The sequence below is a fragment of the Paraburkholderia dipogonis genome, from assembly GCF_042680985.1.
In the GTDB taxonomy this organism is placed as follows: Bacteria; Pseudomonadota; Gammaproteobacteria; order Burkholderiales; family Burkholderiaceae; genus Paraburkholderia; species Paraburkholderia phytofirmans.
Genome location: NZ_JBHUFR010000008.1, coordinates 413,751 through 438,087, shown reverse-complemented (window position 1 = coordinate 438,087; position 24,337 = coordinate 413,751). Strand labels below are relative to the sequence as shown.

The following is a 24,337-nucleotide window of genomic DNA, read 5'->3' as shown; positions in this document are numbered from 1 at the left end:
ACGCGCGCCGGCCGGTCCGTTGTCGCCGCTAGCGCGCACCGGCACCGCATTTTTCCGTTTCTTTGCGCTGCACCGTCCGGCTGTGTGCTGGGGGCGTGCGCGCGGCTGGCGTGTGCGCGAACGCTCGACGCATCGTTTTCATTCAATCCAGTTTCGAACCTGCAGGAGCAGCAAATGAATGTGTTCTGGTTCATTCCGACTCACGGCGACAGCCGCTATCTCGGTACGTCCCAAGGCGCACGCGCAGCCGATTACGACTATTTCCAGCAGATCGCCGTCGCCGCCGATACGCTCGGCTACGAGGGCGTGCTGCTGCCGACGGGCCGCTCGTGCGAAGACGCATGGGTCGTCGCGTCGAGCCTGATCGCCGCGACCAAACGGCTGAAGTTTCTGGTGGCGATCCGCCCGGGCATCTCGTCGCCAGGCTTGGCCGCGCGCATGGCGGCGACCTTCGACCGGCTATCGAACGGGCGGCTGCTGATCAATGTCGTGGCCGGCGGCGATGCGGCGGAACTGGAAGGCGACGGCGTGTTCGTCGACCACGACACGCGCTATGAAATCACCGATGAATTCCTGCACATCTGGCGCAAGCTGCTCACTGCCGCGCATACCAACGACGCGATCGATTTCGAGGGCAAGCATCTGAGCTCGAAGGGCGGCAAGGCGTTGTATCCGCCCGTGCAGAACCCGCATCCGCCGCTGTGGTTCGGCGGCTCGTCGCCGGCTGCGCACGATATGGCGGGCGAGCATATCGACACCTATTTGACGTGGGGCGAGCCGCCCGAAGCCGTGGCGAAGAAGATCGCCGACATTCGCGCGCGCGCCGCGGCGCATGGCCGCCAGATCAAGTTCGGGATTCGCCTCCACGTGATCGTGCGCGAGACCGAAGAAGAAGCGTGGGCCGCCGCCGACAAGTTGATCAGCAAGCTCGACGACGAAACCATCTCGCGTGCCCAAGCCTCGTTCTCGAAGATGGACTCCGAAGGCCAGCGGCGCATGGCCGCGCTGCATGGCGGCAAGCGCGGCGGGCGCGCGGAACTCGAGGTCTATCCGAATCTGTGGGCGGGCGTGGGCCTCGTACGCGGCGGCGCGGGCACGGCGCTGGTCGGCAATCCGGAACAGGTGGCGGCGCGCATGAAGGAGTACGCCGAACTCGGCATCGACACCTTCATTCTGTCGGGCTATCCGCATCTGGAAGAGTCGTATCGCTTCGCCGAACTCGTGTTTCCGTTGCTGCCGAACCGTCGCAACAAGGTGTCGAGTGGACCGCTGTCGGGGCCGTTCGGCGAGATCGTCGGCAACAACTATCTGCCGAAGGCGGCGAGTTCAAGCTGAGTCTCGAACTCGGCATGCATGCCATCGACAAGCAATGAGGAACGAGAAGTATGGCTGAATCCACTGTGAGCGCCGCGCGGCACGAAGGCGCCGAGGCCGGCGCGGGTTTGAACACGTTGCGCCGGATCGGCGCTCATCTCGCGCCGTGGCTCGCGCCGCTCGCGATTCTGCTGGCGTGGGAATTCGCCGCGCGGAGCGGTGTGCTGTCGACGCGCGTGCTCCCTGAACCGCTCGCGGTCGTCAAGGCCGCGTGGTCGCTGATCCAGTCCGGCGAAATGTGGGCGGACGTGAAGGTCAGCACGTGGCGCGCGGTGTCGGGTTTTGCGATCGGCGGCGGCATCGGCCTCGTGCTCGGACTCGCGACCGGTCTGTTCAAGCCCGCCGAGATCGCGCTCGACTCGACCGTGCAGATGATCCGCAACATCCCGGCGCTGGCGATGATTCCGCTCGTGATTCTGTGGTTCGGCATCGAGGAGCAGGCGAAGGTGTTTCTCGTCGCGCTGGGCGTGTTTTTCCCGATCTACGTGAACACTTTTCACGGCATCCGCTCGGTGGACGCCAACCTGATCGAGATGGCGCGCAGTTATGGCGTGAAGGGCTTCGCGCTGTACCGGCACGTGATTCTGCCGGGCGCGTTGCCGTCCATTCTGGTCGGCGTGCGCTTCGCGTTCGGGCTGATGTGGGTCACGCTGATCGTCGCCGAAACCATTTCCGCGCAATCGGGCATCGGCTACATGACCATGAACGCCCGCGAGTTCCTGCAAACCGATGTGGTGGTGGTCGGCATTCTGCTTTACGCGGCGCTCGGCAAACTCGCGGACGTGCTGGCGAAAAGCCTCGAACGCGTCTCGCTGCGCTGGCATCCGGCTTATCAACGAGGAGCGAAATCATGAACGCAACGACCTTGTCCGCCTCGTTCAGCGGGATTGCCGGCAGCGATCTCGAAGCTGAGTTGGCGCACGATCGTCATGTCGATCATGACGCGCACGAGGCCGCTGACCTCGACTATGCCGATGCGACGCATCATCATCCATCGTGCGTCGATGCGGGACTATCGGCCAGCGCGCTCGCCCGCAACGACGCGCGCCGTGCTGCGGATTATTCGGTGGAATTGCGCGGCGTTGGCAAAAGCTACGGCGAACGCCAGGTGCTGGCCGATTTCAACCTGTCGATCGAGCGCGGCAGTTTCGTGGCGATCGTCGGCCGCAGCGGCTGCGGGAAGTCGACCTTGCTGCGGCTCGTCGCCGGGCTGGAGAAGACGACTTCGGGCGTGCTCGAAAAGCGCGCCGAGGACGGCGGCTCGATCGACACCCGCATCATGTTTCAGGACGCACGCCTGCTGCCCTGGAAGAGTGTGCTGCAAAACGTGATGCTCGGCCTCGGTCGCAGCGCGCGTGAGGACGCGCGCGCCGTACTCGCCGAAGTCGGCTTGCTGGAACGCGCCAACGACTGGCCCGCGCAGCTTTCCGGCGGCCAGCGTCAGCGGGTGGCGCTGGCGCGGGCGCTCGTGCATCGGCCGCAATTGCTGTTGCTCGACGAACCGCTCGGCGCGCTCGACGCGTTGACGCGCATCGAAATGCACGCGCTGATCGAGCGCCTGTGGCGCGAACATCGATTCACCGCGCTGCTGGTCACGCACGACGTGCATGAAGCCGTGGCGCTCGGCGACCGGATTCTGCTGATCGAAGAAGGGCGCATCGCGCTCGATCAGCCGGTGCCGCTTGCCCGGCCACGGGCGCGCGCGTCGGCCGGATTCGCCGCGCTCGAAGAACATGTGTTGCAACGCGTACTGAAGACGGCGCCGAATGACGACGCGCTATCCCGTCACGCGTACGACGCACGTGGCGAAGACCGTCTCAGGCGCCCGACAGAGGTTCGCTGGGCCGTTTGACATTGCTTGACTGACTGTTTTCTAAATCGCTTTTCTGGAGTCACTCGATATGGGCATTTCCGCAATCAACGTACGCAATCAGTTCAAAGGCAAGGTCAAGGAAATCATCCGCGGACCGGTCGTGTCCGAAGTCGATGTGGATACGCCGTTCGGTATCGTCACCTCGGTGATCACCACGCGCTCCATCGACGAACTCGAACTGACGGTCGGCTCGGAAGTGATCGCGCTGGTGAAGTCGACGGAGGTGTCGATCGCGCGCTTGTGACGCTCGCGCTATTTCGCGTTGGCGCCGCTGGCGGGCGGCGCGTGCATCATCTTGTCGTTGGTCGGCTTGCTCGGGCGCTTGATCGGCATGTTGTCAGGATTGCTCGAGCCGCCTGAGCCGGAGGCGGCCTCGGGCGGCTTGGCCATCGACGAGTTGTCGTTTTGCGGCGGTTCTTGCTGCGTGTGTGCCGGTTTCGCCGTCTGTGCGAATGCCGTCACGGCGCCGCTTATGCCGAGGCCCGCCGCCAGCGCGACGCCCGTTACCAATCCCGCCCATCTGCTTCGCTTCATATCCGTCCTCTCTGGCGATATCGCCTCACGGTTCGGCGCCGCCGCGCTGCTGGAATCATCTTGGATACGCATTTCGTGTGCCTCGGCGCGCGCCTGCATAGGCCCCCAAAACTTGCTAGGATGAATTGAGCATGCAGACGGAGACGGCCATGTCAAAGTCATTGAGTCCCGAAGCGGTGGAAGCCTTGCGGCGCCTGAACGACGTCGGTGTCGGACAGGATGCGCCGAAGCTGGCGCAGTCCGTGACAGCCGAGCTGCTGGCCGGCGGCCTGGTTGCCGAGGCGAGCGGCGGCGACGTCGAAATCACCTGCAACGGGCGGCAATATCTTTCTGGCGATTGCGATTGATCGTCAGCGCGAAGTTGGCCTGACGTTCGGGTCGAATCGACCGCGAGCCGTCGCGCGTGCTCGCCGGACAAGTCTGGCCGTTACATTGGCGGCGACACCATGGAGGCGAAGATGGAGCCGAAGGGTCTCGACATGGGGGATTACCAGGAGCGCTATCAGGACTATGACATCGAGGTCGCGGTCGAACAGGTGCTGACGGGCGTCAAAGCGCATTTCCGGGTGTTGCGGGGCGAGGCCGTGGTGATCGACTGGCGGCTCGTGCATATCGACACCTTATGGTGCACTGAGCATGCCGCGGCCGAAGCGGGCTTGCGCGCGGCGCGTGAAATGATCGACGCGGGCGGCCTTGCCGCCTCGCCGCACGTTCCTTCCGCACCTGGGTGAAATCGCGCACGCCTTCGGTTAAGCTGGCTGTCCCGTCATGACTAGCCGGAGACCGCTGTGCATCTCGCGCGCGCCATCCCGATCATCCGTATCTTCTCCGAGCAAAAAGCCCGCGAATTTTACGTGGACTTTCTCGGCTTCACTGTCGAATGGGAGCATCGGTTCAACCAGAATTTCCCGCTCTATGCGCAGGTGCGGCGCTCCGATCTGATCCTGCATTTGAGCGAGCATCATGGCGACGCCACGCCGGGTTCGACGATTTTCGTGCCGATGGAGGATATCGACGCGTTACATGCCGAACTTCAGCGCAAAGACTACAAGTACGGGAAGCCGGGCGTAGAAACGCTGCCGTGGGGAAGGGTGCTGGAGACGGTCGATCCATTTGGCAACCGGATCCGGTTTTGCGAATCGCCGAAGGGCGAATAGGCGGGTGGTCGGTCGCCGGGCGGTGAAATGAGTGCCCCGATGCGGTTGCAATGGCGCGTAAACGCAACTGGGCGCCGGCATCGATACTGCATGCGCGGCGCCCAGTTTGCCGGTTGCCCTCGTGAGGCCGCCGGTTCAACGGCAACTGCTTAGTGGCCGAAGAAAACCGATTGCGGGCCCGAAACCGGCTCTTTGGCACCCGATTGCGACGACACGTTGTTCACGCCGCCGTAGGCGTTCGATTCAGCGTTGGCACGTTCAGCTGCCACGGTCTGTGCGCTCTGGCCTTGTTGCGAAGCCGGTGCGCCGACCGACGGACGGTAGAACGGCGCCGGACCATAACCGCTAGCAAACGCGGGAGCAGCGATCGAGGCAGAAACAGCAACCAGCAGGGCGGCGATGAGCTTGGTCTTCATGGTGTGACTCCGATAATGTTTTCGATTTCAGTTCAGGAAGGCGTTGCAGGGGGCCGGTGAGGTGTGTCTGCAACGTCGATGGAAGGGAGTGTATACCCCTACTATCGAAAATTTGTCCCGATAATCTGAAATTACTGTTCTTCAATCTGAAATAATCGGCCGACGGCAGGCGGGGCAAGCCTCAGCGGTGGTCCGACCCCGCCGGCCAAGCGGTTTGGGTGTTAAAGACCCGCACTGCGGTGCGGGTTAATCGCGATGGATAGCGTGGCGCCAATCGGAGTTCGGTTGAACTCGTCGTCTTGGAGAGCACTTCGATGGACCTGTGGATTCAACCGTGCGCGGATTGCTTCGAGCTTTATGGTTTGCCGTCTGCGCATCGCCCGCATGACAACCTGACGTTGAATAGCCGTGGAACGGTGAAGGACGAGCGGGCGGAGGAGCACTACACGTGCGTTCGTTGTAGAGCGGCGTTCGCGCGCGTTCTTGCCGGTGAGCCTCGAAAGCAGATATGGCTGTTGCTGAACGCAGGGCAGCACTGACGGCCAGACCGTTTTGCGAGGGGCAACCGTTTCTGATGCCCTCGTGAATCTGGCTGTAAAGTTTTCGGCGCCGCTGCCGAAAACGTGAGAATGAAATATTTCTTCGACTCCAGGCTCGCCGATCGATACGGCTATGGGATGGCCGTGTATATCGCCGCCGAGACCTCCGATCTGCAGCGCGCCATCGATTTGACGAACGCACGACGCCTGCGCGCCGGCCGCCGCCTGCTCGAAGACGCGCGAATCGAGGACGTGCTTTCGGCCATGCTCAATACCGGGTTGCTGAAAGCTAGAACGGATGAGGGTGGAACAAACGTGTCGGGGGCGACTCGGTGAAGCTCGGCGGTTGGGTATCAAACAACTGAAGCGCGCGCGACCAGTAGCGCCACCGGTCCGGCGAATTCACGCCTTGCGGTAAAATCGGTGTTTTGAATCAAGCCGTCTGGCCGCCCCATGTCTTCACCTCACACTCCCAGTCCGCGCCGCGTATCGGTCGCACCGATGATGGACTGGACCGATCGTCATTGCCGTTCCCTGCATCGCGTGATCTCTCGCCATACGTGGCTTTACACGGAAATGGTGACGACCGGCGCGCTGCTGCACGGCGATGTGCCGCGCCATCTCGCATTCACGCCCGAAGAAGCGCCGGTCGCTCTGCAACTCGGCGGCAGCGAACCCGACGACCTCGCGCGCTCCGCGAAGCTGGGCGAACAGTGGGGCTACGACGAAATCAACCTGAATTGCGGCTGCCCGTCCGAGCGGGTGCAACGCGGCGCATTCGGTGCGTGCCTGATGAACGAGCCGCAACTCGTCGCCGACTGTGTGAAGGCGATGCGCGATGCGGTGTCGGTGCCCGTGACCGTGAAGCACCGCATCGGCGTTGATGCCGTGGAAGAGTATGGATTCGTGCGCGATTTCGTCGGCACGATTGCGGACGCGGGTTGCGATGTGTTCATCGTGCACGCGCGCAACGCGATTCTCAAGGGCTTGAGCCCGAAGGAAAATCGCGAGATTCCGCCGCTCAAATACGAGTACGCGTATCAGTTGAAGCGCGACTTTCCGCAACTAGAGATCATCATTAACGGCGGCATCAAGACGCTCGATGAAGTCGAGACGCATCTTGAACACGTCGACGGTGTGATGCTCGGGCGCGAGGCTTATCACAATCCGTATGTGCTGGCTGATGTCGATGCACGCTTCTATGGGGCGGCGCAAACGCCGCTCACGCGCGAGCAGGTCGAGGCGAAGCTGATCGAGTATTGCGCCGCCGAAATGGCGCGTGGCACGTATCTCGGCGCCATCACGCGCCATGCGCTTGGCCTCTATCGTGGCGAAGCGGGTGCGCGTGGATGGCGACGCGTGTTGTCCGATAGCAAGCGCCTCGCCGCGCGCGATCTGACCATCTTCGATGAGGCAAGACAGCATCTGCGCGAGCCTATCGAAATTTTTGAATAAAGGACTAGGCAAACGGGATTCTTGTTCGTATAATCTCGTTTCTTCATCGACGAGCCAGGTTTTACGGCAAGTCAAGCAGATGTCAGTGGTGGCTGTAGCTCAGTTGGTAGAGTCCAGGATTGTGATTCCTGTTGTCGTGGGTTCGAGCCCCATCAGCCACCCCAAAGAATTCCAGCAGTAAAAGTTTTACGAACGGCGTTGTGAGAAATCACAGCGCCGTTTTTGTTTTGGGTTTTCGATTTCAACGCCCACGTCCCCCATGGCCGCCGCCACCGCTGCTCCACGAACTTCCCCCGCCGCTAGCGCTGCTGCCGCCGTGAGATCCGCCGTACCCGCCGCCATGCCAGCCACCGCCTCCGCCGTGCCAGCCGTTGCCGCCGTGCCACCCATGGCCGCCATGCCAATACCCGCCGTGATAGCAGCAGGATCCACCCCAGCCGCCATAAATGCCGACGCTGCCGTACACCGGCGCATACGGTGGCCCGTACGCATAGCCGTAGTCGGGGTAATAAGGTTGCGCGTAGCCATAGTCGTATCCGGGCGCGACCGCGCATCCGGTCAAACTGGCCGTCACCGCCAACAGCGCCATTGATGCAATGAGCCTGCTCACGATTTTCTCCTTCGTATGTGATTGAGAAAAACCGCGCGCTCAAGAGTTCAGCAGCATTTGTGTCCGCAAATTACGGTTTGCGCGTGTCATGCCGCGTCGATCACACAAGCATGGTGATCGAAGACCATAGCAGTCAGGCACGGCGACAAGCTTTCCAGAACTTACGCATACACGGCGCTGTAACAGTTAGTTAAATGTTCGAAACGAAACTGTAGGGCGCGGCTGTTAAGTTGCCTTCAGACAATTACCTTCGACTCCCGACCGCGCCGCTTGCCGGGCCGGACGAAAAGATCGCACTCGCTCACTGTCAGGACCGCTCAATGCGAAGCCTGCAAATATCCAGCCGTCAATGAAGCAAGATCCACAGTCGGCTGCCGCATCGGAATGGCGCGCCGAAGGCGACGCCTGCGCCGCGCGCGGCGAACTCGACGCCGCGCTCCAACGTTACGAAAGCGCCCGCGCGCTCGATCCCGCCGACGCGCTCGTCCAGCAGCGCCTCGCGGCCACGCTCGCCGCGCTGAACCGGTTTCCCGAAGCCGTCGTCCGCTATCACGAAGCGATCGCGCTCGATCCGCGCGACACGGATTCGCATCACGGCCTCGGCTGGACGCTCGAGCAGATGCATCGCCTCGAACAGGCGGTGGACGCCTATCGCGAGGCGACGCGCGTGAATCCGCAAGCCGACGGCTCGCACAACAACATGGGCAACTGCCTGCAGGCACTCGGCCGTTTCGACCAAGCGCACGAAGCGTATCGCCGCGCAATCGAAGCCGCGCCGCAAGTGCCGCTGTACTACCGCAACTTCGTGCAGTCCAAGCGCCTCGCCGCCGACGATCCGGTGTTCCTCGCGATGGAGCGTCTCGCCGTCGATGCCGCTTCGCTCACGCCGGCCAATCAGGCGGAGCTTCACTTCGCGTACGGGCAGGCGCTGTCCGACGTGGGCCGCAACGACGCATCGTTCGATCACTTCCTGAAGGGCAATGCGCTGCACCGCGCCGGCGTGCGCTACAACGAAGCGGAGACGCTCGGCCTGTTCGCGCATCTGCCCGAACTGATGACTGCCGATCTGCTGGCGTCGAAGCGCGGTCTTGGCGACGGATCGCAGGCGCCGATTTTTATCGTCGGCATGCCGCGCTCGGGTTCGACCTTGATCGAACAGATTCTCGCGAGCCACCCCCAGGTGTTCGGCGCGGGCGAGCGCACGGAATTCGGCGAGGCGCTGGTGAACTGCATCCGTCGCGATCTGGGTGATCCGTTGCGAATCGATATCGAAGCATTGGAAGAGGTCGGCGCCGCGCCATTGCGCGCGCTCGGCGCGGACTATCGGCGCCGCATGCGCAACGCGTTGCCGGAACTGCAGAGCAGGGCGCAAAGCGACGAACGCAATCCGACCGCGAACTACACGCACTTCACGCACTACACCGACAAGTATCCGTTCAACTTTATCAACCTCGGCCTGATCCATCTCGCTTTGCCGAATGCCCGCTTCATTCACAGCAGCCGCGCACCGTTGCCAACCTGCCTGTCGATTTTTTCGCGTATCTTTCACGACGTGCCGTTCAGCTATGATCTCGGCGAACTGGGCCGCTACTACCGCGCGTACGACGCGTTAATGGCGCACTGGCAACGCGTGCTCCCCGAAGGTGTGATGATCGAAGTCAAGTATGAAGAACTGGTCGACGATTTCGAAGCCAATGTGCGCCGCCTGCTCGCGCATTGCGGGCTCGAATGGGACGACCGCTGTCTGTCGTTCTATCAGACCACGCGTCAGGTGAATACGGCCAGTTCCGCGCAGGTGCGCCGTCCGCTGTATAAGACGTCGCTGCAACGCTGGCAGCCGCCGCAAGCGTTGCTGCAACCGTTGCTCGACGGCTTGGGACCGGAGTTGGCGGCGGCGCATGGTCACGAGACGGGCGAGGTCGCGGCAAGCGGCACGGAGCCTCGCTCATGAGCGCGTCGCGCGGCGCCGTGATCTGGATGACGGGGCTTTCCGGCGCCGGCAAATCGACACTCGCCAACGCCTTGCATCGGCGTCTGAAGGAAGCGGGGCACACGGCGATCGTGCTCGATGGCGATGTGCTGCGGCGCGGACTGAACGCCGACCTCGGCTTCACGCCCGAGGACCGTACCGAGAACTTGCGGCGGGTCGCGCACGTCGCGGCGCTGTTCATGCAGCAGGGCTTCGTCGTGATTGCCGCGGTGATTTCGCCGGAGCATCGGCATCGGCGCTCGGCGCGTGAAATCGTCGGCGACGGTTTCGTCGAAGTGTTCGTGAATGCTCCGCTGAACGTCTGCGAGGCTCGCGATGCCAAAGGGCTTTACGCTCGCGCGCGGCGTGGCGAGATTCCGCATTTCACCGGCATTTCCGGACCTTTCGAAGCGCCGCTCGCGCCGGATGTCGTGATCGAAAGCGACCGTGTGCCGGTCGACGAGTCGGTCGAACGCCTGCTCGCGCATCTGGTCGCGATGGGGCGTTCAGGTGGTTAGCGCGCTTTGTCCTGAAGCGCGGCGAGCCACGCGCAGCGCCTAACCGCACACGCAGATTTTTCTCCCCGCCCGCGACGTTTCGCTATACCGTTTCGATTTCTCGGGGACAGAAAGGGTGCAGCGCCGATGCCGACATTGTCGATACGAAGAATCAGGCTGAACGTCGAAACACTGGTGCTCGCAGCCGACCTGGCGGGCACGGTGGTGTTCGCGCTCGAGGGTGCGCTCAGCGCGATTCGCGGCGGTCTGGACCTGTTGGGCGTGATGGTGATTGCGTTTGTCGCGGCGCTCGGCGGCGGCGTGATTCGCGATCTGCTGATCGGCGATTCGCCGCCGAACGCGATCCGCGACTGGCGCTATCCGGCGCTCACCTCCATCACCGGGTTGCTCACCTTTATTTTCCATTCGACGGCGCAGCAATTTCCCGTCGCGCTCGTCACCGTGCTCGACGCGGCGGGCCTCGCGCTGTTTGCCGTGGCGGGCGTGGAAAAAGCGCTGCTGTTCGGCATCCGTCCGTTTATCGCGATGTTGATGGGCACGGTCACGGGCGTGGGCGGCGGCGTGATACGCGACGTGCTGCTGGCGCGCGTGCCGCTCGTCCTGCATGCCGACATCTATGCAACGGCCGCGTTCGCGGGGGCGTTCATCGTGGTGGTGGCGCGTCGTGCCGGTTTGCCGACCGGCGCGGCGGCATTGGCGGGCGGTTCGGCGTGCTTCGTCTTGCGCGTGCTCGCCGTGACTTACGGTTGGCATCTGCCGAAGGTGTCGCCGGTTTGAGCGAAGCGCGCCGAGCGCAGGCGCGCGCCAGCACGGCGCGTTTCGAAGCCGCTTCGCGTTACCGCAACAGCCCGGCCGAATGATGCAAAGCCGGGTACACGCCGATGATGAACGCCGCATAAATCGCAGCCATTGTCACGCCGGCGGCGGTGCCCCAGATATCGCGCGATGCGGCGCCCTGGCGGAAATGCACAGGCAGCCCGACGACGAGGTAGCCGATCAGGAAGAAGAGAATCACCGCCCTCACGGGCGAGAGGTCGTGGCCGATAAATTCGAGCAGCGCGGACAAGCTGAATTCAGACATGGACAGGCAGGCAAGATGACATGCGGACGATGGCGCGAACCGCGGAGTTCGCGCGAAGACCTACGTGGATTAAAGTCCATTCAACGGCCAAGGTACAAGCAAAAGACTGTATAAATTTGTACAGGCCGACATTGCTTGCACGATGCCTACAGGCCGACTTTCATCCGTGCTTCACGGCGCTTCACACCGCTTTCACCGCGAGGCGATCAGCGCTTGCGCAACGGCTCGAGCAGCGACTTCAGACCGTTGTGATCGATCTCGTGCATTAACGCGAGCAGACGGCCGATTTCGCCGGGCGGAAAGCCCTGGCTAGCAAACCAGTTTAGATAATGACCGGGCAGGTCCGCAATCACGCGGCCTTTATATTTCCCGTAAGGCATGATGCGCGTGACCAGCAGTTCGAGGTGTTCGGGATTCATGGCAGACAGGTCGACGCAGGGAAGCCGCAGCGAAATATTTCGCGCGGAAAGAAATGGGTGACGCGCGTTGGAACGGCATTTTAGCGCGCCAGGCAGAGCCCGGGCGGACATGGTAACGTCTGCGCTTTTCGTTCAACCAATTCGTTTAACCAACCCGTTCAACCAATCAACAGGACAAGTTCAATGGAATACCGCGGACTCGGCGACTCCGATGTGCAGGTTAGCCTGATCGGTCTCGGCACCATGACGTGGGGCGAGCAGAACACGGAACAGGAAGCGCACGCGCAGATCGACTACGCACTCGATCATGGCGTCAATCTGATCGACACCGCTGAAATGTACCCGGTGCCGCCGCGTGCCGAGACGCAGGGCGCGACGGAGCGCTATATCGGCACATGGCTCGCGCGGCATCGCAGCGCGCGCGAGAAAATCGTGCTTGCCACCAAGATCGCCGGCCCGGCGCGTCAACCGCACAACCCGACCCATATTCGTGGCAAAGGCAACCAGTTCGACCGCAAGAATCTGACCGAAGCGCTCGACGACAGCCTGAAGCGCCTGCAAACGGACTACGTCGATCTGTATCAGTTGCACTGGCCGGATCGCAGCACGATGACGTTTGGCCGCCCGGCGTATCCGTGGGTCGACGACGCTTATACGGTACCGATCGAAGAGACGCTGTCGGTGCTAGCTGAATTCGTCAAGGCGGGGAAGGTGCGTCACATCGGTGTGTCGAACGAAACACCGTGGGGCGTCGCGCAGTTTCTGCGCGCGGCCGAAAAGCTCGGCTTGCCGCGCATCGTCAGCATTCAGAATCCGTACAGCCTCGTGAATCGCACGTACGAAGCGGGGCTGTCCGAGTACGCGCATCGCGACAACATCGGCTTGCTGGCTTATTCGCCGCTGGCCTTCGGCTGGCTGACGGGCAAGTATGAAGGCGGCGCGCGACCGGCCGGCGCGCGCATTTCGCTGTTCGAGCGTTTTCAGCGCTACAGCAAGCCGCAAGCCGTAAAGGCGATCACGCGTTACGTCGAGTTGGCGAAGCGTCATGGCTTGTCGCCCGCGCAATTCGCGCTCGCGTTCGTCAATAGCCGGCCGTTCGTGACCAGCAATCTGATCGGCGCAACTTCGCTCGATCAGTTGAAGGAAAACATCGCCAGCGTCGAGGTGAAACTTTCGCCGGAAGTGCTCGCCGAAGTCGATGCGCTGCATGAGTTGCAGCCTAATCCGGCGCCTTGATGCGTGAGTGTGGGATGCATGGCTCGAGTGCGGCCCGAATGCGGCTCGAGTCATGCGGCAATTCGATTTTCCCGGCTGCGTGGCAGGGGCGTTCGCGAGGTGGCGAGGGTTCGCCTCGGCAATTCTTCCACCTCAAGTATCTCTCAGCGGATTTTCAACTTGCCCACGCGCAGCACCGGCTGCATGGCCAGGGCACTCGCAAGGTGACGTGGATTCGCTTCTACAAACACTGTCACCTCGACACGCTCCGTCAGCGGATTTTCAACTTCCCGCGCACCGCATAAAGCGCGAGCAAACTCGCCACCGCACAGAACATCAGATAGAAGCCAGGCGCGAGCTTATTACCGCTTGCATCGATCAGCCACGTGATCACGAACGGCGCAAAACCGCCGAACACCGTCACGCCGATGTTGTAGCTCACCGCCAAACCGGTTGCACGTGTCTGCGTCGGAAAAATCTCCGACATCAACGCGGGCAGCGCACCGAAATACGTCGCCTTCAATACGCCGATCCAGATCAGCGCGAGCAGCATCGTCATGAACGAGGGATGCGCGTTCATATACACAAAAGCCGGATACACCGTCACCAGCATCAGCACGGCGGCCGTCGCCATGATACGGATGCGTCCGAGGCTGTCGGACAGATGACCCGCGAACGGCGTCAGCACCGTGAGCACCACGCCGGTGGCGAGCGTCGCCGCGAAGCCGGTGGAGGCGGGCAGGTGCAGTTGCTTGATCGCGTAAGTCGGCATGTACAGGATCATGTAGTTGGCCGCCGTCGAAATGATCAGCGAACCGACCGCCAGCAGCATGCGGACCTTCTGCGTGCCGAACAGATCGCGCAGCGGCGTGCGGGCTTTCGGCTCGGCGTTGAACTCGGCGCCTTCATCCACGTAACGGCGGATATAGAAACCCACCGGTCCGATCGCGAGGCCGAACAGAAACGGCACGCGCCATCCCCACGATTCGAGTTGCGCGCTCGTGAGCTGGCTCGTCAGCAGCGCGCCGAAACCGGAGGCGAGCAGCGTCGCCATGCCCTGGCTCGCGAACTGCCAGCTGCCCATGAAGCCGCGGCGCTCGGGCGCATGCTCGACCAGAAACGCAGTGGACGCGCCGAACTCTCCGCCCGCCGAAAAACCTTGCACGAGACGCGACAGCATGATGCCCGCCGGCGCCCACAGACCGATCGCCGCATACGGCGGCATCACGGCGATCGTCAGAGTGCCGATCATCATCAGCGCGATCGAGAGAAGAAGCGACGCCTTGCGTCCGGCGCGGTCCGCGAGCGAACCGAGCACGAGTCCGCCGAGCGGCCGGATCATGTACGAGATGCCGAAGGTGCCGAGCGTGAGCATCAGCGAAATCGCTTCGGTGCGCGCCGGAAAGAACAGCTTCGCGATGGTCACCGCGAAGAATCCGTAGACGACGAGGTCGAACCATTCGAGCGCGTTGCCGATAGACGCCGCGAGAATGATGCGATGGACCTTCGCGGCGGACGGCCGCGCGGCGCTGGCTTGCAGAGTGGACGTGCTCATCGTGGACGTGCCTCGTGACGGATGCGATAACGGCGTGCTGCGCCCGATTCGTTCGGACGTCGCCTGGATTGCGTTCAGGCCGCGCTGACGGTGGCCGCGCGCGGCGAGTTCTCGCCGAGATCCCAGAAGAGGCCCGCCATGATCTGCAGACCTTCGCGCACGACCGGTCCGAGCAGATGCTCGTTGGGCGCGTGCTGCGAGCAGGCCGGATACGAGTGCGGCACCCAGATGGTCGGCAGGCCGAGCGTGTCGGCGAACACTTCGTTGGGCAGCGTGCCGCCCAGATTCGGCAGCACGGCGGTCTTCTTGCCGGTGGTCTGTTCGAGCGAGTCGATGGCCCACGTGACCCACGGATCGTCCGGGTTCAGACGCGTGGCGGGCGCGCCGCGCTCGACGTCGATCTGCATCTGCGAGAAGCCGTGCGCATCCAGATGCGCGCGTAGATGCCGTTCGAGGTTGTCCCAATCGGTGCCGACCACGAAGCGCAGCTGGCAATGCGCGAACGCCGACGACGGAATCGCATTGACCGGGTTCTCAGGGTTGCCGGCCTTGAACGCGAGTATTTCGAAGCTGTTCCAGCCGAACACACGCTCGGGTGCGGTAAGGCCCGGCTCGCCCCAGTTTTCGTCGACATCTGGATCGCCCGGGCCGCCGCCTACCGTGATATCGGCGAGCGCACGGCGCACCGCCTCGGGAATTGGCGGCGGACGCAAACCGTCGACGGCGATCACGCCGCGCGCGTCGACGAGACTCGCCAACGCGTTCGCCAGTACCGTGGCCGGGTTGCGCAGCAGGCCGCCCCAATTGCCCGAATGATGTGCGCCGTCGCGCAGATTCAACGACAGCTTGAAATTCACCGAGCCGCGCGAGCCGAGGAATACGGTGGGACGGCGCGCGGCGAGGCGCGGGCCGTCGGAGGCGATCAGCACGTCGGCGGCCAGTTCTTCACGGTGCGCGCGGCAGATTGCGTCGAGTCCGGGCGAGCCGGTTTCCTCGCCCATCTCGATCAGCAGCTTGGCGTTGAAGCCGAGTTTGCCGTCGCGCGCGGCCAGCACGCTCGCCAGCGCGGCGAGGTTGATGCTGTGCTGGCCTTTGTTGTCGGCCGTGCCGCGGCCGAACCAGCGTTCGCCTTCGATGGTCACGGCCCACGGCGTCAGCGGCGCGCGCCACTGGCTGTCGTAGCCGCGCACCACGTCGCCGTGGCCGTAGATCAGCACGGTCGGCAAGTGGTCGCCCTCGTGCCGCTCCGCGATCAGGAAAGGTCCGAAGCCGTCCACCGGGTTTGCGACGATGCGCGTGGTGAAGCCGAGGCTTTTGACTTCAGGCGTGATCTCATCGGTCAGATACGACAGCAGCGTGGCCGCGCGATCGTCCTCCTGACTTTCGGTGCGAAAACCGACGCGCCGGTTGAGGGTTTCCAGAAAGGCGCCGGATTCGAAATGGCGGGTGGCGTGCTCGATGGCCTGGGTGCGGCTCATGCGTGTCTCCAATGCGGATGAATGTGGGGCGGGCGGCGCGTGGTCGTTTGTCTGATGACGCCCGGACGCGGCCTGCATCTTTGAACCGATTCTAGGAGGCCGTTTTTTTTGTCACAATGATCGTCTTTCGAAGCTTGCGTTGCCGAAAAGGCAAAGCTCGCCGCGCGCACAGAAGATGCTTGCGGAGATCGGTGCGCCCGCGCTGACCGTTGAATGGGATGGAGCATCACACATGGCACTCTCGCTGCATGGCATCGCGCTGCGCTATTTCGTCGAAGTCGCGCGCACCGGTTCGCTCAGCGACGCGTCCGCGCGGCTGCACGTCGCCGTGTCGGCGATCAGCCGGCAGGTGGCGCGGCTCGAAAGCGATCTCGGCGTCGCGCTATTCGAGCGGCGCCCGCGCGGCATGGCGCTTTCCGAAGCGGGCGAGCGCCTGCTGGCCTACGCGCAGCGCAGCCTGCTGGAGGCGGAGCATGTGATGAAGGAGATCGGCGGCCTCGAGACCTTGCACGGCAGCATGATCAAGGTGACGAGTTCCGAAGGCTTCGCCGCCGATTTCCTGCCCACCGCAATGGCGAGCTTCCGGGTTCAGTATCCGGGCATCGACTTCACGCTCTCGGTCATGTCGCCGGGCGAGGCGACCCGCCAGGTGCGCGACGGCGACGCCGACCTCGCGTTGACCTTCAGCCTCGCGCCGGAAAAGGGCGTCAAAGTCGAGCACACGGAGCGCGCGCCGGTGCTGGCGCTGCTGCGCGCCGATCATCCGCTGGCCGCGCGCGCGAAGGTGTCGCTCGCCGACTTGCAGCGCTATCCGCTCGTGCTGCCCGAGCCCGGCACGACGATTCGTCAGTTGATCGACATTACCTGCGCGCTCGAAGGCGTCTTGCTCGAACCCGAGCTCACCTGCAACAATAGCGGCGCCATGTACCGCTACGCGCAGAAGTCCGGCGCGATCATGTTCACGGGTCTGCTGTCCGTGCGTGACCGATACGCCGGCGACGGTTTCGTCGTGATGCCGCTGACGCATCCGCAGATGCGCCAGCGCAGCATCCAGGTGCAGACCATGGCGGGGCGTGAACTGCCGCAGTCGGTAAGGGCGTTCCGGGATCATCTGATCGCGGAAATCGCGGGTGCGAAGCCGGCGGATGCGACGGCCTCGAAGACCTCTAAGGCCGCTCGAAAGCGCGGCACAAGCACGCGCTGACAAAGGCAATGCATGCGAAGTCCATTCGGCATCCAGGCGGCAAGACGATGTTTGCGGCCGGCCATGCACGGCGAGACAACCCAGCGGCACGCGTGCGTTAGCGATCCGTCCGCCGCGAATCGAAAGGCAAATGTCCCAGCCGGATCGCGAATCACGACCTAAACTGTGGTGGACGGGGCGGGCTGAAGGCGCGGACTGCACGGCCGGCAATGCTGCAGTGCACGCGCCGATGGAAGTCCTGTTGAGGACACCAATGGTAGGATTCAGCCCGAAAAATGGGGAGCGGCGCGCGCTCTAAATCGCGCGCCGTCCACAACAGAGCGATAGGACTCAGGACATCGAATGGCGCAACAAAAAACAAACCCAAAACTTGAGCAGGCGCTGACGCGCGGGGACCTGGCGATCCGTCAGGCGAATTCGGCGCGGGCCACGGCATTGCTGCGCGCGTTGGGCAAGATGATCGTGGACGCGTCGGCGACGATCGGCGTGGAAGCCTTCACGCTGATCCCCGACGGCGACAAGATCTACGATCCGGCCGACGGGCTGTGGCCGCAGGAACTGCAGGTCTCGCTCGATGGTCCCGTCGAAGAAGCCGATCCGGACGAAGTGCGCACGGTACGCCTGATCTCCGACGATCCGGGCACGGTGTTCCGCGTCGAGTGGCAGCGCGCCGACGGCAAGATCGGGCGCCAGGACGGCGGCCCGTTCGCCACGGTGGCGTTTATCTCGGACGTGGACATTCCGTGGACGGATGACGAGGACTGAGCGAGCCCGGCTCGCGGCAGGCGCTGATGTTTCGTCGAGTGTGGCGATCAGCGCCTGTGGTCCGTCATGGTTGACGGCAGGGGAACCTACTTCATCATCCGGCGGCGAAACAGAATCGCCGACACGATAAATCCGCCGAGCGCATACGCGGCCAGCACGGCCACATGCAACAGCGCATTATCGACGGTCCGACCCAGCATGGCCGGCCGCATCAAGTCGACGGCGTGCGCCAGCGGGAGCAACTGCGTGGCGCCTCGCGCCACGGCAGGCAGTTGCGAGACCGGAAAGAACACGCCGGATAGCAACAGCATCGGCGTCAACACCAGTGTCTGGTAAAACATGAAGAAGTCGTACGAAGGCGCGAGCGCCGTCACGACCATCGCGATGCTCGCGAACGCGAGCCCGGTCAGCACGATGACCGGCAACGCCAGCAGCATCGACGGAAAATTCGCGTAGCCCAGAGCGCCCGCCACCAGCATGATCGCCGCGCCTGAAAGCACTGACTTGCTGGCCGCCCAGATCACCTCGCCGAGCACGATGTCGCCGAGCGTGAGCGGCGTATGCATGATCGCTTCCCAGGTGCGCTGCACGTGCATGCGCGAGAAGCCCGAATACATCGACTCGAAACTCGCCGACATCATCACGCTCGAGGCCACCGTGCCCGCCGCGAGAAACGCGATATACGACACGCCGTCGACATGGCCGACCATCAGCCCCAGCCCGAAGCCGAGGCCGAACAGATAGATCATCGGATCGGCCAGGTTGCCGAACATCGAGGCGATCGCGAGTTTCTTCCACACCAGATAGTTGCGGCGCCACACGGCGATCCAGTTCGTCGCGTTCGCGGGAAAGGCGGCGAAGGCTTCCTGTTTCGATGGCGTATCGCCCGGGGTTTCGTAAGTGCGTGCGTCCATTGCGTGTCTCGTGCGTGTCCTTGCGTCATCCTGCATGGTTTCTGTCAGGGCGTCGTTGTCGCTGCAGCGCGTTGCGTGCGATGCCGGTCTCGACCGATGCCCTTTAATCCTGCATCTCGCGGCCCGTGAGCCGCAGGAACACATCCTCCAGATTCGCCGGTCGATGCAGATAGCGCAGATCCGCGCGCTGCTTGAGCCGCGCGTGCACCGGCTGCGCGTCGTTGACATAGCAGAACAGCGTCTCGCCGCTGATCTCGGTGCGCTCGACGAGCGGCGCCAGTTCATCGCGCAACGCCGCCGGGTCGGGTCCGAAGATCTCGATCACATCGCAACCGATCTCGGACGCGATCAACGCGCTCGGTGCGCCTTCGGCGATCTTGCGCCCTTCTTCGATCACGCACAGCCGGTGGCAGAGGCGTTCGGCTTCTTCCATGAAGTGGGTGGTCAGCAAAATGGTCTTGCCGCGCGCGAGCAGCGAGCGCAGCCGCTCCCAGATCAGATGCCGCGCCTGCGGATCGAGGCCGGTGGTCGGTTCGTCCATGATCAGCACATCGGGATCGTTGACGAGCGCACGCGCCAGCGTGAGGCGCCGCTTCATGCCGCCGGACAGCTCGCTCACGCGCGCATCCGCCTTGCTTTCCAGACGCGCGAATTCGAGCAGCGACGGCACCATGGCGCGGCATTGCGCGGCGCTCAGACCGAAGTAGCGGCCGAACACCAGCAGGTTCTCACGCACCGTGAAGTCGGGATCGAGATTGTCGAACTGCGGCACCACGCCGACGCGCGCCCGTGCCACGCGCGCGCGGCCGGGGATCGGCTCGCCGCACAGACGGATCGTGCCCGCATCGGGCGCCGCGATGCCGAGCAGCATGCGCAGCGTGGTGGTCTTGCCCGCGCCGTTCGGGCCGAGCAGGCCAAAGCACTCGCCGGCGTTGACATGAAACGACAGTCCATCGACGACCGTTTTTTCGCCGTAGCTTTTTTTGACCTGATGAAATTCGATGGCGGCTTCGGGCATGGATCGAACAAGTCTCCAGGGAAAGGCGTGAATGACGTGAGTGGGCCGGGGAGGCGGCCTATTCTAGGACATCGGCGCGGCACTGTTGGTTTGCACCGACAATCCGAAGCGGGTTTCTTGCACTGCGGCATCGGCCTGCGGAGACTGTCCGGACGGCTCGCGCACCTGTTTAAGGTGCGATTAGAGGGCGGTCAAGGGCGCTCAGCGCACAGTTAGCGTTTTCCATCCCTTGCAACCTGAATTGCGGCGCACCATGATTAATTGAGAATCGCGCGTCCCGCGCGAAGGGAGAAAAATCATGGCGAGCTACCAGAAAATCCTGCTGTGCTACGACGGCTCGCGCGAAGGCCGCAAAGCACTACGTTGCGGCGCCGACCTGGCGTTGGATCTGAAAGCGGAAACGCATTTGCTGTCGGTGGTCGATATGCGTTCGAGCATTGCGCAAAGCGCGGGCCTGCTGACCGATGTGGCCTGCGGCAGTTTCGAAAAGACCGCGCGCGATATTCTGCAGGAAGGCGTGGACTGGCTCACGGAACGAGGCGTAACCGCACAGGGGCATTTCGCATTCGGCCATCCGATCGATGAGATCGCCAACCTCGCCAATGAACTGCACGTCGACCTGGTGGTGGTCGGCCACCGCTGCCGCACGGGTTTGTCACGATGGTGGATGGGTGCGGGCAATACGCCGCTGCTCGACCGTGTCTCGTGCAGCATTCTGGTGGCGTGTTCTTCGGCGCAGGAGCAGCAGCAAGCGGCGGCTTGAGGCGCATGTCGGTCGCCGAGGGCGGGTGGTCGACTGGCGGCCGGGTACCCCCCGGCCGCACCTGCCTCGTAGCCTCGACGTCATAACGAAGTCGCTGCACGACTCGCTGAACAATTGGCGCGACCAAAGGATCCGCGCCAAACAAAGCCGACCGGCCGCGATCACTCGTTCAGGTTGACCGCTGCCAGCTTCCACGTGAATACACCTTCGCGCTGAAAGATCGCCGAGTAACGCGCATCGCCGGCGCCATGTTGGTACGTGACGACGAACTCGTTGAGGCCGCGATAGCCCGCCGTGGTTTGCGGCGGTTGCGGAGGCGTGGCGTCGGCGTTTCCATTCGCCGCGCTGCCGGCAGGCGGCGGAACCGGTGCGGCTGCTGTCGCGGCGGCATCCGGCGAATTGTTCGCGGCCGGCGGCGCGGGCGGCCGCTCACCCGGATCGCCGCGCGGCGGCATGCCGTTCAGCAAGGCCGCCACGCCGTCAGGTGTGGCGTACGCATCCACAAGCGGACCGATCAATGCGACGCCGATCATTGCGCCAATGGCGGCCAATGGATTGCCGTTGCTATGGGCGCCAAGCCGGCGTGTTAGCAGGCCGGCGACCTGTTCCTTCAGGCTCTCACGCAACGCAGGGAAGTCGACGTACTGATTGACCGTTTGCGCGTCGCGCGCGTCGGCCGCGCGTTTGAGATTGTTCAGCGCGATGTACGGTGACGCATAAGCAAACCCCAGTGCGGCGATCACAACGATCACGACTAGCGTGACGATCAGCGGCTTTGTGGCGCTGCCTCTGCTGCCGCGTTGGGTACGTTTCGGAACTGCCATCGAGTGGGACTCTCCATCAGGTGTGATCTAACGTGGACCGCGGCCACGCGAAAACGATCCCACGCAATGCAATCTCTCGCCGTCCCGTTATAGACCCGCCAGCACCTCAAGACTCGAACACCGCGCCGTGCACGTTGGCTTCATCGGCGATGCAGCGGTCGATCATGCGGCAAACCGCGTCCATTGTGCCGACCATGATGAGACGCGACGGCCCGTGATAGACCCGCACCGGTGCGCGACGCGCCGGCTCGGCCGTGTTCAAACCCGAATTCAACGACACGCGGGCAAACGCCGGCAAGGAAGACGGCAAACTCGACGCAGCCTCGGGCGAGTCGAACAGCGACGGCGTGCTGAGCGTGGCCGCCTCGATCAATGAGCAAGGCACCAGCTTGCGAAGATGACGCAGACGACCGAACTGACGAAAGGGCAGCAGGCGGGCAAGACGTTCCATGAGACTCTCCAGACGATGCGACATTGATGCGACGCTAATGCAACATTAATGCGACATTGACGCGGCTTTTTATTCTGTCGAACGGGCAGGCGGGTTAGAACTCGCCGGGGCGGATCAGCCCCACGGCGATGCCCTCCAGCGCGAATTCCGCACTGCCGGTTTCAACGAAGATGTTTTCGTAGTCGGGGTTCTCGGCGATCAGTTCGAGCCCGTTCGGCCGGCGCTTCAGGCGCTTGACCGTGACGTCGTCGCCGAGCCGGGCAATGATGATCTGGCCGTCTTTCGCTTCGCTGCGCTTTTGCACCGCGAGCAGGTCGCCGTCGAAGATGCCCGCGTCGCGCATGGACAGCCCGCGCACCTTCAGCAGGTAATCCGGCTTGCTCGAGAACAGCGCCGGGTCGCAGGCGTAGTGCTGCGAGATATGTTCCTGCGCGAGGATCGGGCTGCCAGCGGCGACGCGCCCGATCAGCGGCAGCGACAATTGCATGATGCTGGCGTGCGGCAGGGTGAACTGGTGCGGCGAATCTTCCGGACCGGCTAGCAGGCGAATGCCGCGCGATGCGCCGGCCGCGAGTTCGATCACGCCCTTGCGAGCGAGCGCGCGCAGATGTTCTTCTGCCGAGTTGGCCGAGCTGAAACCCAGTTCGGCGGCGATCTCCGCGCGGGTGGGCGGAAAGCCGGTGCGTTCGATAGCCCTGCGGATCAGATCGAAAACCTGCTGCTGTCGTGCGGTGAGTTTGGTCATGGCGCCACTGTATGTATGAACAGGTGACTGTATTTTTATACAGTATTCGGCGCAATTCAAGCTTTACTTTAAGTTCGTGGCGAAGGGTGGCGCTCCAGCGCCGTCGCGCGACGCTCGAACATCCGTTTTCGCGCCGCAACGCCTTATCCAGCTGTCATTACCACTTTTGCGTATTAAAAAATGAAGAAACATTATTTTTAATGATGAAAGCCCTTCGATAGACTGGCCTCCAGTTGGCGCTCATGTGCACGTGACCGCGACGTAAAAGAACACCACACGCTGTTTCAGCGGACACAACGCGGAGAAAGTCGATATGAATCACCAACGCACGGGGCTGGCAGGCAGGACGAAACAACTCATCGCGGCGCTCGCGTTGGGCACGGCGGGCACGCTCGGCGTGATGGCGCAGGCGCACGCCGCCGACACGACGCTGCTGAACGTGTCCTACGACCCGACGCGCGAGTTGTATCAGGACGTCAACCAGGCGTTCGGCAAGGAGTGGAAAGCGAAGACGGGCGAGACGATCACCTTCAAGCAGTCGCACGGCGGCTCCGGCGCGCAGGCGCGCTCGGTGCTCGACGGCCTGCAAGCCGACGTGGTGACGCTGGCGCTCGCCTACGACATCGACGCACTCGCTAACAAGGGTCTGCTCGACAAGGGCTGGCAGAAGCGCCTGCCGGACAACGCCTCGCCGTACACGTCGACGATCGTGTTTCTGGTGCGCAAGGGCAACCCGAAGCACATCAAGGACTGGGACGATTTGACCAAGCCGGGTGTGTCGATCGTGACGCCGAATCCGAAGACCTCGGGCGGCGCGCGCTGGAACTACCTCGCGGCCTGGGCATATGCCGAGCATCAACCGGGCGGCAATGATCAGAAGGCCAAGGAATTCGTCGGCAAGCTGTACAAGAATGCCGGCGTGCTGGATTCCGGCGCGCGCGGCGCGACCACCAGCTTCGTGCAACGCGGTATCGGCGACGTGCTGATCGCGTGGGAAAACGAAGCCTTCCTGTCGCTGAAGGAATTCGGAGCGGAGAAGTTCGAGATCGTGGTGCCGTCGGTGAGCATTCTGGCGGAGCCGCCGGTCGCGGTGGTGGACAAGGTGGTCGACAAGCATGGCACGCGCAAGCTCGCCGAAGCGTATCTGAACTTTCTGTATAGCGAGCAAGGCCAGGAGATCGCGGCGAAGAACTTCTACCGTCCGCGTTCGAACAAGGTGCCGGCCGAGCTGACCGCCAAGTTTCCGAAGCTGAAGCTCTACACGGTGGACGATTCGTTCGGCGGCTGGACCAACGCGCAGAAGACGCACTTTGCCGACGGCGGCGTGTTCGATTCGATCTATCAACCGCAGTAACACGTCCGCTGCAGGAATTGGCAAAAGCATAGGCGAAACGACGCGGCGATGCGTCTCCCGAGCGCGCCCCATGCGGCGCGCTTTTGGCCGCCAGGGCCCGGCGGCC

The 24,337-nt window shown here is 63.2% G+C and carries 30 protein-coding genes and 1 tRNA gene; 19 read left to right on the top strand and 12 right to left on the bottom strand.

All coding sequences use genetic code 11. From position 1 onward, the window contains the following. The first annotated feature begins 174 nt into the window (after positions 1–174). The 4 genes from ssuD to ACFSNN_RS11985 are packed head-to-tail and all read left to right on the top strand — an operon-like array spanning position 175 to position 3,491. Entirely contained in the window at positions 175–1,335 is a 1,161-nt protein-coding gene (gene ssuD / locus ACFSNN_RS12000) for an FMNH2-dependent alkanesulfonate monooxygenase (protein WP_134456266.1), read from the top strand. 50 nt (positions 1,336–1,385) lie between these two features. Then, positions 1,386–2,228: an aliphatic sulfonate ABC transporter permease SsuC gene (gene ssuC, locus ACFSNN_RS11995; protein ID WP_134456265.1), complete on the top strand. Its 843-nt coding sequence runs from the start codon at positions 1,386–1,388 to the stop codon at positions 2,226–2,228. Further along, positions 2,225–3,226, top strand: a complete 1,002-nt coding sequence (locus ACFSNN_RS11990; RefSeq protein WP_134456264.1) for an ATP-binding cassette domain-containing protein — start codon at positions 2,225–2,227, stop codon at positions 3,224–3,226. The genes ssuC and ACFSNN_RS11990 overlap by 4 nt, the downstream gene beginning before the upstream one ends. 49 nt (positions 3,227–3,275) lie before the next feature. Next, positions 3,276–3,491: a TOBE domain-containing protein gene (locus ACFSNN_RS11985; RefSeq protein ID WP_012432764.1), complete on the top strand. Its 216-nt coding sequence runs from the start codon at positions 3,276–3,278 to the stop codon at positions 3,489–3,491. 8 nt (positions 3,492–3,499) lie between these two features. Here the strand turns inward: ACFSNN_RS11985 and ACFSNN_RS11980 are convergent, their stop codons facing one another. Next, a complete protein-coding gene (locus tag ACFSNN_RS11980) occupies positions 3,500–3,781 on the bottom strand; it encodes a hypothetical protein (RefSeq protein WP_134456263.1) in 282 nt (93 codons plus the stop codon). 149 nt (positions 3,782–3,930) lie between these two features. Here ACFSNN_RS11980 and ACFSNN_RS11975 point away from each other — a divergent pair, with 149 nt between their 5' ends. From ACFSNN_RS11975 to ACFSNN_RS11965, 3 genes are all read left to right on the top strand, one after another. Further along, positions 3,931–4,128 carry a hypothetical protein gene (locus tag ACFSNN_RS11975; RefSeq protein WP_041758893.1) on the top strand — a complete coding sequence of 66 codons (198 nt, stop codon included), beginning with the start codon at positions 3,931–3,933 and terminating at the stop codon, positions 4,126–4,128. Between the two features lie 111 nt (positions 4,129–4,239). Beyond that, the gene (locus ACFSNN_RS11970) at positions 4,240–4,512 is read left to right on the top strand and encodes a DUF6566 family protein (RefSeq protein ID WP_134458874.1); all 273 of its coding nucleotides are present in this window, start codon (positions 4,240–4,242) and stop codon (positions 4,510–4,512) included. A 57-nt stretch (positions 4,513–4,569) separates the two neighbouring features. Further along, the gene (locus ACFSNN_RS11965) at positions 4,570–4,938 is read left to right on the top strand and encodes a glyoxalase superfamily protein (protein ID WP_134456262.1); all 369 of its coding nucleotides are present in this window, start codon (positions 4,570–4,572) and stop codon (positions 4,936–4,938) included. 149 nt (positions 4,939–5,087) lie between these two features. Here the strand turns inward: ACFSNN_RS11965 and ACFSNN_RS11960 are convergent, their stop codons facing one another. After that, the gene (locus tag ACFSNN_RS11960) at positions 5,088–5,354 is read right to left on the bottom strand and encodes a hypothetical protein (protein ID WP_134456261.1); all 267 of its coding nucleotides are present in this window, start codon (positions 5,352–5,354) and stop codon (positions 5,088–5,090) included. A 314-nt stretch (positions 5,355–5,668) separates the two neighbouring features. Between ACFSNN_RS11960 and ACFSNN_RS11955 the strand changes: the two genes are divergently transcribed. The 4 genes from ACFSNN_RS11955 (at position 5,669) to ACFSNN_RS11940 (ending at position 7,512) form a co-directional block, all read left to right on the top strand. Then, entirely contained in the window at positions 5,669–5,893 is a 225-nt protein-coding gene (locus tag ACFSNN_RS11955) for a hypothetical protein (protein ID WP_134456260.1), read from the top strand. A 90-nt stretch (positions 5,894–5,983) separates the two neighbouring features. Next, the gene (locus ACFSNN_RS11950; protein ID WP_012432771.1) at positions 5,984–6,229 is read left to right on the top strand and encodes a hypothetical protein; all 246 of its coding nucleotides are present in this window, start codon (positions 5,984–5,986) and stop codon (positions 6,227–6,229) included. Positions 6,230–6,346: 117 nt separating this feature from the next. Next, complete coding sequence (gene dusA / locus ACFSNN_RS11945) at positions 6,347–7,348, top strand: tRNA dihydrouridine(20/20a) synthase DusA (RefSeq protein ID WP_134456259.1); 1,002 nt, start codon at positions 6,347–6,349, stop codon at positions 7,346–7,348. An 88-nt stretch (positions 7,349–7,436) separates the two neighbouring features. Next, positions 7,437–7,512: transfer RNA gene (locus ACFSNN_RS11940), tRNA-His, on the top strand. A gap of 77 nt (positions 7,513–7,589) precedes the next feature. On the opposite strand, the gene ACFSNN_RS11935 is transcribed toward ACFSNN_RS11940, so the two are convergent. Beyond that, positions 7,590–7,958 (bottom strand): hypothetical protein, encoded by a 369-nt coding sequence (locus tag ACFSNN_RS11935; protein WP_134456258.1) that lies wholly within the window; start codon positions 7,956–7,958, stop codon positions 7,590–7,592. 349 nt (positions 7,959–8,307) lie between these two features. On the opposite strand from ACFSNN_RS11935, the gene ACFSNN_RS11930 reads away from it, so the two are divergent. From ACFSNN_RS11930 to ACFSNN_RS11920, 3 genes are all read left to right on the top strand, one after another. After that, a complete protein-coding gene (locus ACFSNN_RS11930; protein WP_134456257.1) occupies positions 8,308–9,909 on the top strand; it encodes a tetratricopeptide repeat-containing sulfotransferase family protein in 1,602 nt (533 codons plus the stop codon). Further along, on the top strand, positions 9,906–10,445 hold the full coding sequence (cysC, locus tag ACFSNN_RS11925) for an adenylyl-sulfate kinase (protein ID WP_134456256.1): 540 nt from the start codon (positions 9,906–9,908) through the stop codon (positions 10,443–10,445). The genes ACFSNN_RS11930 and cysC overlap by 4 nt, the downstream gene beginning before the upstream one ends. A 126-nt stretch (positions 10,446–10,571) precedes the next feature. Next, positions 10,572–11,222: a trimeric intracellular cation channel family protein gene (locus ACFSNN_RS11920; protein ID WP_208949465.1), complete on the top strand. Its 651-nt coding sequence runs from the start codon at positions 10,572–10,574 to the stop codon at positions 11,220–11,222. A gap of 58 nt (positions 11,223–11,280) precedes the next feature. On the opposite strand, the gene ACFSNN_RS11915 is transcribed toward ACFSNN_RS11920, so the two are convergent. Next, positions 11,281–11,526 (bottom strand): hypothetical protein, encoded by a 246-nt coding sequence (locus tag ACFSNN_RS11915; RefSeq protein WP_012432777.1) that lies wholly within the window; start codon positions 11,524–11,526, stop codon positions 11,281–11,283. 206 nt (positions 11,527–11,732) lie between these two features. Continuing rightward, positions 11,733–11,945: a DUF3820 family protein gene (locus ACFSNN_RS11910; protein ID WP_012432778.1), complete on the bottom strand. Its 213-nt coding sequence runs from the start codon at positions 11,943–11,945 to the stop codon at positions 11,733–11,735. Positions 11,946–12,128: 183 nt separating this feature from the next. On the opposite strand from ACFSNN_RS11910, the gene ACFSNN_RS11905 reads away from it, so the two are divergent. Then, positions 12,129–13,181, top strand: a complete 1,053-nt coding sequence (locus ACFSNN_RS11905) for an NADP(H)-dependent aldo-keto reductase (protein ID WP_134456255.1) — start codon at positions 12,129–12,131, stop codon at positions 13,179–13,181. Positions 13,182–13,431: 250 nt separating this feature from the next. Here the strand turns inward: ACFSNN_RS11905 and ACFSNN_RS11900 are convergent, their stop codons facing one another. Together ACFSNN_RS11900 and ACFSNN_RS11895 are read right to left on the bottom strand one after the other, a co-directional pair. Beyond that, a complete protein-coding gene (locus ACFSNN_RS11900; RefSeq protein WP_134456254.1) occupies positions 13,432–14,715 on the bottom strand; it encodes an MFS transporter in 1,284 nt (427 codons plus the stop codon). Positions 14,716–14,789: 74 nt separating this feature from the next. Beyond that, positions 14,790–16,193, bottom strand: coding sequence for a M20 family metallopeptidase (locus tag ACFSNN_RS11895; protein ID WP_134456253.1), 1,404 nt, complete (start codon positions 16,191–16,193; stop codon positions 14,790–14,792). Between the two features lie 232 nt (positions 16,194–16,425). On the opposite strand from ACFSNN_RS11895, the gene ACFSNN_RS11890 reads away from it, so the two are divergent. Both ACFSNN_RS11890 and ACFSNN_RS11885 read left to right on the top strand, forming a co-directional pair. Beyond that, the gene (locus ACFSNN_RS11890) at positions 16,426–17,397 is read left to right on the top strand and encodes a LysR family transcriptional regulator (protein ID WP_134456252.1); all 972 of its coding nucleotides are present in this window, start codon (positions 16,426–16,428) and stop codon (positions 17,395–17,397) included. A gap of 342 nt (positions 17,398–17,739) precedes the next feature. After that, entirely contained in the window at positions 17,740–18,162 is a 423-nt protein-coding gene (locus ACFSNN_RS11885) for a hypothetical protein (protein ID WP_012432783.1), read from the top strand. Positions 18,163–18,248: 86 nt separating this feature from the next. On the opposite strand, the gene ACFSNN_RS11880 is transcribed toward ACFSNN_RS11885, so the two are convergent. Both ACFSNN_RS11880 and nodI read right to left on the bottom strand, forming a co-directional pair. Then, a complete protein-coding gene (locus ACFSNN_RS11880) occupies positions 18,249–19,076 on the bottom strand; it encodes an ABC transporter permease (RefSeq protein WP_134456251.1) in 828 nt (275 codons plus the stop codon). Positions 19,077–19,179: 103 nt separating this feature from the next. Next, entirely contained in the window at positions 19,180–20,094 is a 915-nt protein-coding gene (gene nodI, locus ACFSNN_RS11875; protein WP_134456250.1) for a nodulation factor ABC transporter ATP-binding protein NodI, read from the bottom strand. A 298-nt stretch (positions 20,095–20,392) separates the two neighbouring features. Between nodI and ACFSNN_RS11870 the strand changes: the two genes are divergently transcribed. After that, the gene (locus tag ACFSNN_RS11870) at positions 20,393–20,857 is read left to right on the top strand and encodes a universal stress protein (RefSeq protein WP_012432786.1); all 465 of its coding nucleotides are present in this window, start codon (positions 20,393–20,395) and stop codon (positions 20,855–20,857) included. Between the two features lie 161 nt (positions 20,858–21,018). Here ACFSNN_RS11870 and ACFSNN_RS11865 read toward each other — a convergent pair whose 3' ends face one another. The 3 genes from ACFSNN_RS11865 to lexA all read right to left on the bottom strand — a co-directional run bounded on the left by ACFSNN_RS11865 (position 21,019) and on the right by lexA (position 22,877). Then, positions 21,019–21,681: a DUF2939 domain-containing protein gene (locus ACFSNN_RS11865; protein ID WP_134456249.1), complete on the bottom strand. Its 663-nt coding sequence runs from the start codon at positions 21,679–21,681 to the stop codon at positions 21,019–21,021. 106 nt (positions 21,682–21,787) lie between these two features. Continuing rightward, a complete protein-coding gene (locus tag ACFSNN_RS11860; protein WP_106307789.1) occupies positions 21,788–22,132 on the bottom strand; it encodes a hypothetical protein in 345 nt (114 codons plus the stop codon). Positions 22,133–22,226: 94 nt separating this feature from the next. After that, complete coding sequence (lexA, locus tag ACFSNN_RS11855) at positions 22,227–22,877, bottom strand: transcriptional repressor LexA (RefSeq protein WP_012432789.1); 651 nt, start codon at positions 22,875–22,877, stop codon at positions 22,227–22,229. 313 nt (positions 22,878–23,190) lie between these two features. Between lexA and ACFSNN_RS11850 the strand changes: the two genes are divergently transcribed. Next, entirely contained in the window at positions 23,191–24,231 is a 1,041-nt protein-coding gene (locus tag ACFSNN_RS11850) for a sulfate ABC transporter substrate-binding protein (RefSeq protein ID WP_134456248.1), read from the top strand. Positions 24,232–24,337 lie beyond the last annotated feature (106 nt).

Bases quoted from the DNA above. Each gene is read 5' to 3' on its own strand.
- ACFSNN_RS11915 (WP_012432777.1), bottom strand. From the start codon at position 11,526: ATGTCTGAATTCAGCTTGTCCGCGCTGCTCGAATTTATCGGCCACGAC.
- ACFSNN_RS11950 (WP_012432771.1), top strand. From the start codon at position 5,984: ATGAAATATTTCTTCGACTCCAGGCTCGCCGATCGATACGGCTATGGG.
- ACFSNN_RS11895 (WP_134456253.1), bottom strand. From the start codon at position 16,193: ATGAGCCGCACCCAGGCCATCGAGCACGCCACCCGCCATTTCGAATCC.
- ACFSNN_RS11865 (WP_134456249.1), bottom strand. From the start codon at position 21,681: ATGGCAGTTCCGAAACGTACCCAACGCGGCAGCAGAGGCAGCGCCACA.
- ACFSNN_RS11955 (WP_134456260.1), top strand. From the start codon at position 5,669: ATGGACCTGTGGATTCAACCGTGCGCGGATTGCTTCGAGCTTTATGGT.
- lexA (WP_012432789.1), bottom strand. From the start codon at position 22,877: ATGACCAAACTCACCGCACGACAGCAGCAGGTTTTCGATCTGATCCGC.
- ACFSNN_RS11910 (WP_012432778.1), bottom strand. From the start codon at position 11,945: ATGAATCCCGAACACCTCGAACTGCTGGTCACGCGCATCATGCCTTAC.
- ACFSNN_RS11920 (WP_208949465.1), top strand. From the start codon at position 10,572: ATGCCGACATTGTCGATACGAAGAATCAGGCTGAACGTCGAAACACTG.
- ACFSNN_RS11990 (WP_134456264.1), top strand. From the start codon at position 2,225: ATGAACGCAACGACCTTGTCCGCCTCGTTCAGCGGGATTGCCGGCAGC.
- ACFSNN_RS11975 (WP_041758893.1), top strand. From the start codon at position 3,931: ATGTCAAAGTCATTGAGTCCCGAAGCGGTGGAAGCCTTGCGGCGCCTG.
- ACFSNN_RS11905 (WP_134456255.1), top strand. From the start codon at position 12,129: ATGGAATACCGCGGACTCGGCGACTCCGATGTGCAGGTTAGCCTGATC.
- cysC (WP_134456256.1), top strand. From the start codon at position 9,906: ATGAGCGCGTCGCGCGGCGCCGTGATCTGGATGACGGGGCTTTCCGGC.
- ACFSNN_RS11930 (WP_134456257.1), top strand. From the start codon at position 8,308: ATGAAGCAAGATCCACAGTCGGCTGCCGCATCGGAATGGCGCGCCGAA.
- ACFSNN_RS11850 (WP_134456248.1), top strand. From the start codon at position 23,191: ATGAATCACCAACGCACGGGGCTGGCAGGCAGGACGAAACAACTCATC.
- nodI (WP_134456250.1), bottom strand. From the start codon at position 20,094: ATGCCCGAAGCCGCCATCGAATTTCATCAGGTCAAAAAAAGCTACGGC.
- ACFSNN_RS11885 (WP_012432783.1), top strand. From the start codon at position 17,740: ATGGCGCAACAAAAAACAAACCCAAAACTTGAGCAGGCGCTGACGCGC.
- ACFSNN_RS11890 (WP_134456252.1), top strand. From the start codon at position 16,426: ATGGCACTCTCGCTGCATGGCATCGCGCTGCGCTATTTCGTCGAAGTC.
- ACFSNN_RS11870 (WP_012432786.1), top strand. From the start codon at position 20,393: ATGGCGAGCTACCAGAAAATCCTGCTGTGCTACGACGGCTCGCGCGAA.
- ssuD (WP_134456266.1), top strand. From the start codon at position 175: ATGAATGTGTTCTGGTTCATTCCGACTCACGGCGACAGCCGCTATCTC.
- ACFSNN_RS11960 (WP_134456261.1), bottom strand. From the start codon at position 5,354: ATGAAGACCAAGCTCATCGCCGCCCTGCTGGTTGCTGTTTCTGCCTCG.
- ACFSNN_RS11880 (WP_134456251.1), bottom strand. From the start codon at position 19,076: ATGGACGCACGCACTTACGAAACCCCGGGCGATACGCCATCGAAACAG.
- ACFSNN_RS11970 (WP_134458874.1), top strand. From the start codon at position 4,240: ATGGAGCCGAAGGGTCTCGACATGGGGGATTACCAGGAGCGCTATCAG.
- ACFSNN_RS11985 (WP_012432764.1), top strand. From the start codon at position 3,276: ATGGGCATTTCCGCAATCAACGTACGCAATCAGTTCAAAGGCAAGGTC.
- ssuC (WP_134456265.1), top strand. From the start codon at position 1,386: ATGGCTGAATCCACTGTGAGCGCCGCGCGGCACGAAGGCGCCGAGGCC.
- ACFSNN_RS11980 (WP_134456263.1), bottom strand. From the start codon at position 3,781: ATGAAGCGAAGCAGATGGGCGGGATTGGTAACGGGCGTCGCGCTGGCG.
- dusA (WP_134456259.1), top strand. From the start codon at position 6,347: ATGTCTTCACCTCACACTCCCAGTCCGCGCCGCGTATCGGTCGCACCG.
- ACFSNN_RS11900 (WP_134456254.1), bottom strand. From the start codon at position 14,715: ATGAGCACGTCCACTCTGCAAGCCAGCGCCGCGCGGCCGTCCGCCGCG.
- ACFSNN_RS11860 (WP_106307789.1), bottom strand. From the start codon at position 22,132: ATGGAACGTCTTGCCCGCCTGCTGCCCTTTCGTCAGTTCGGTCGTCTG.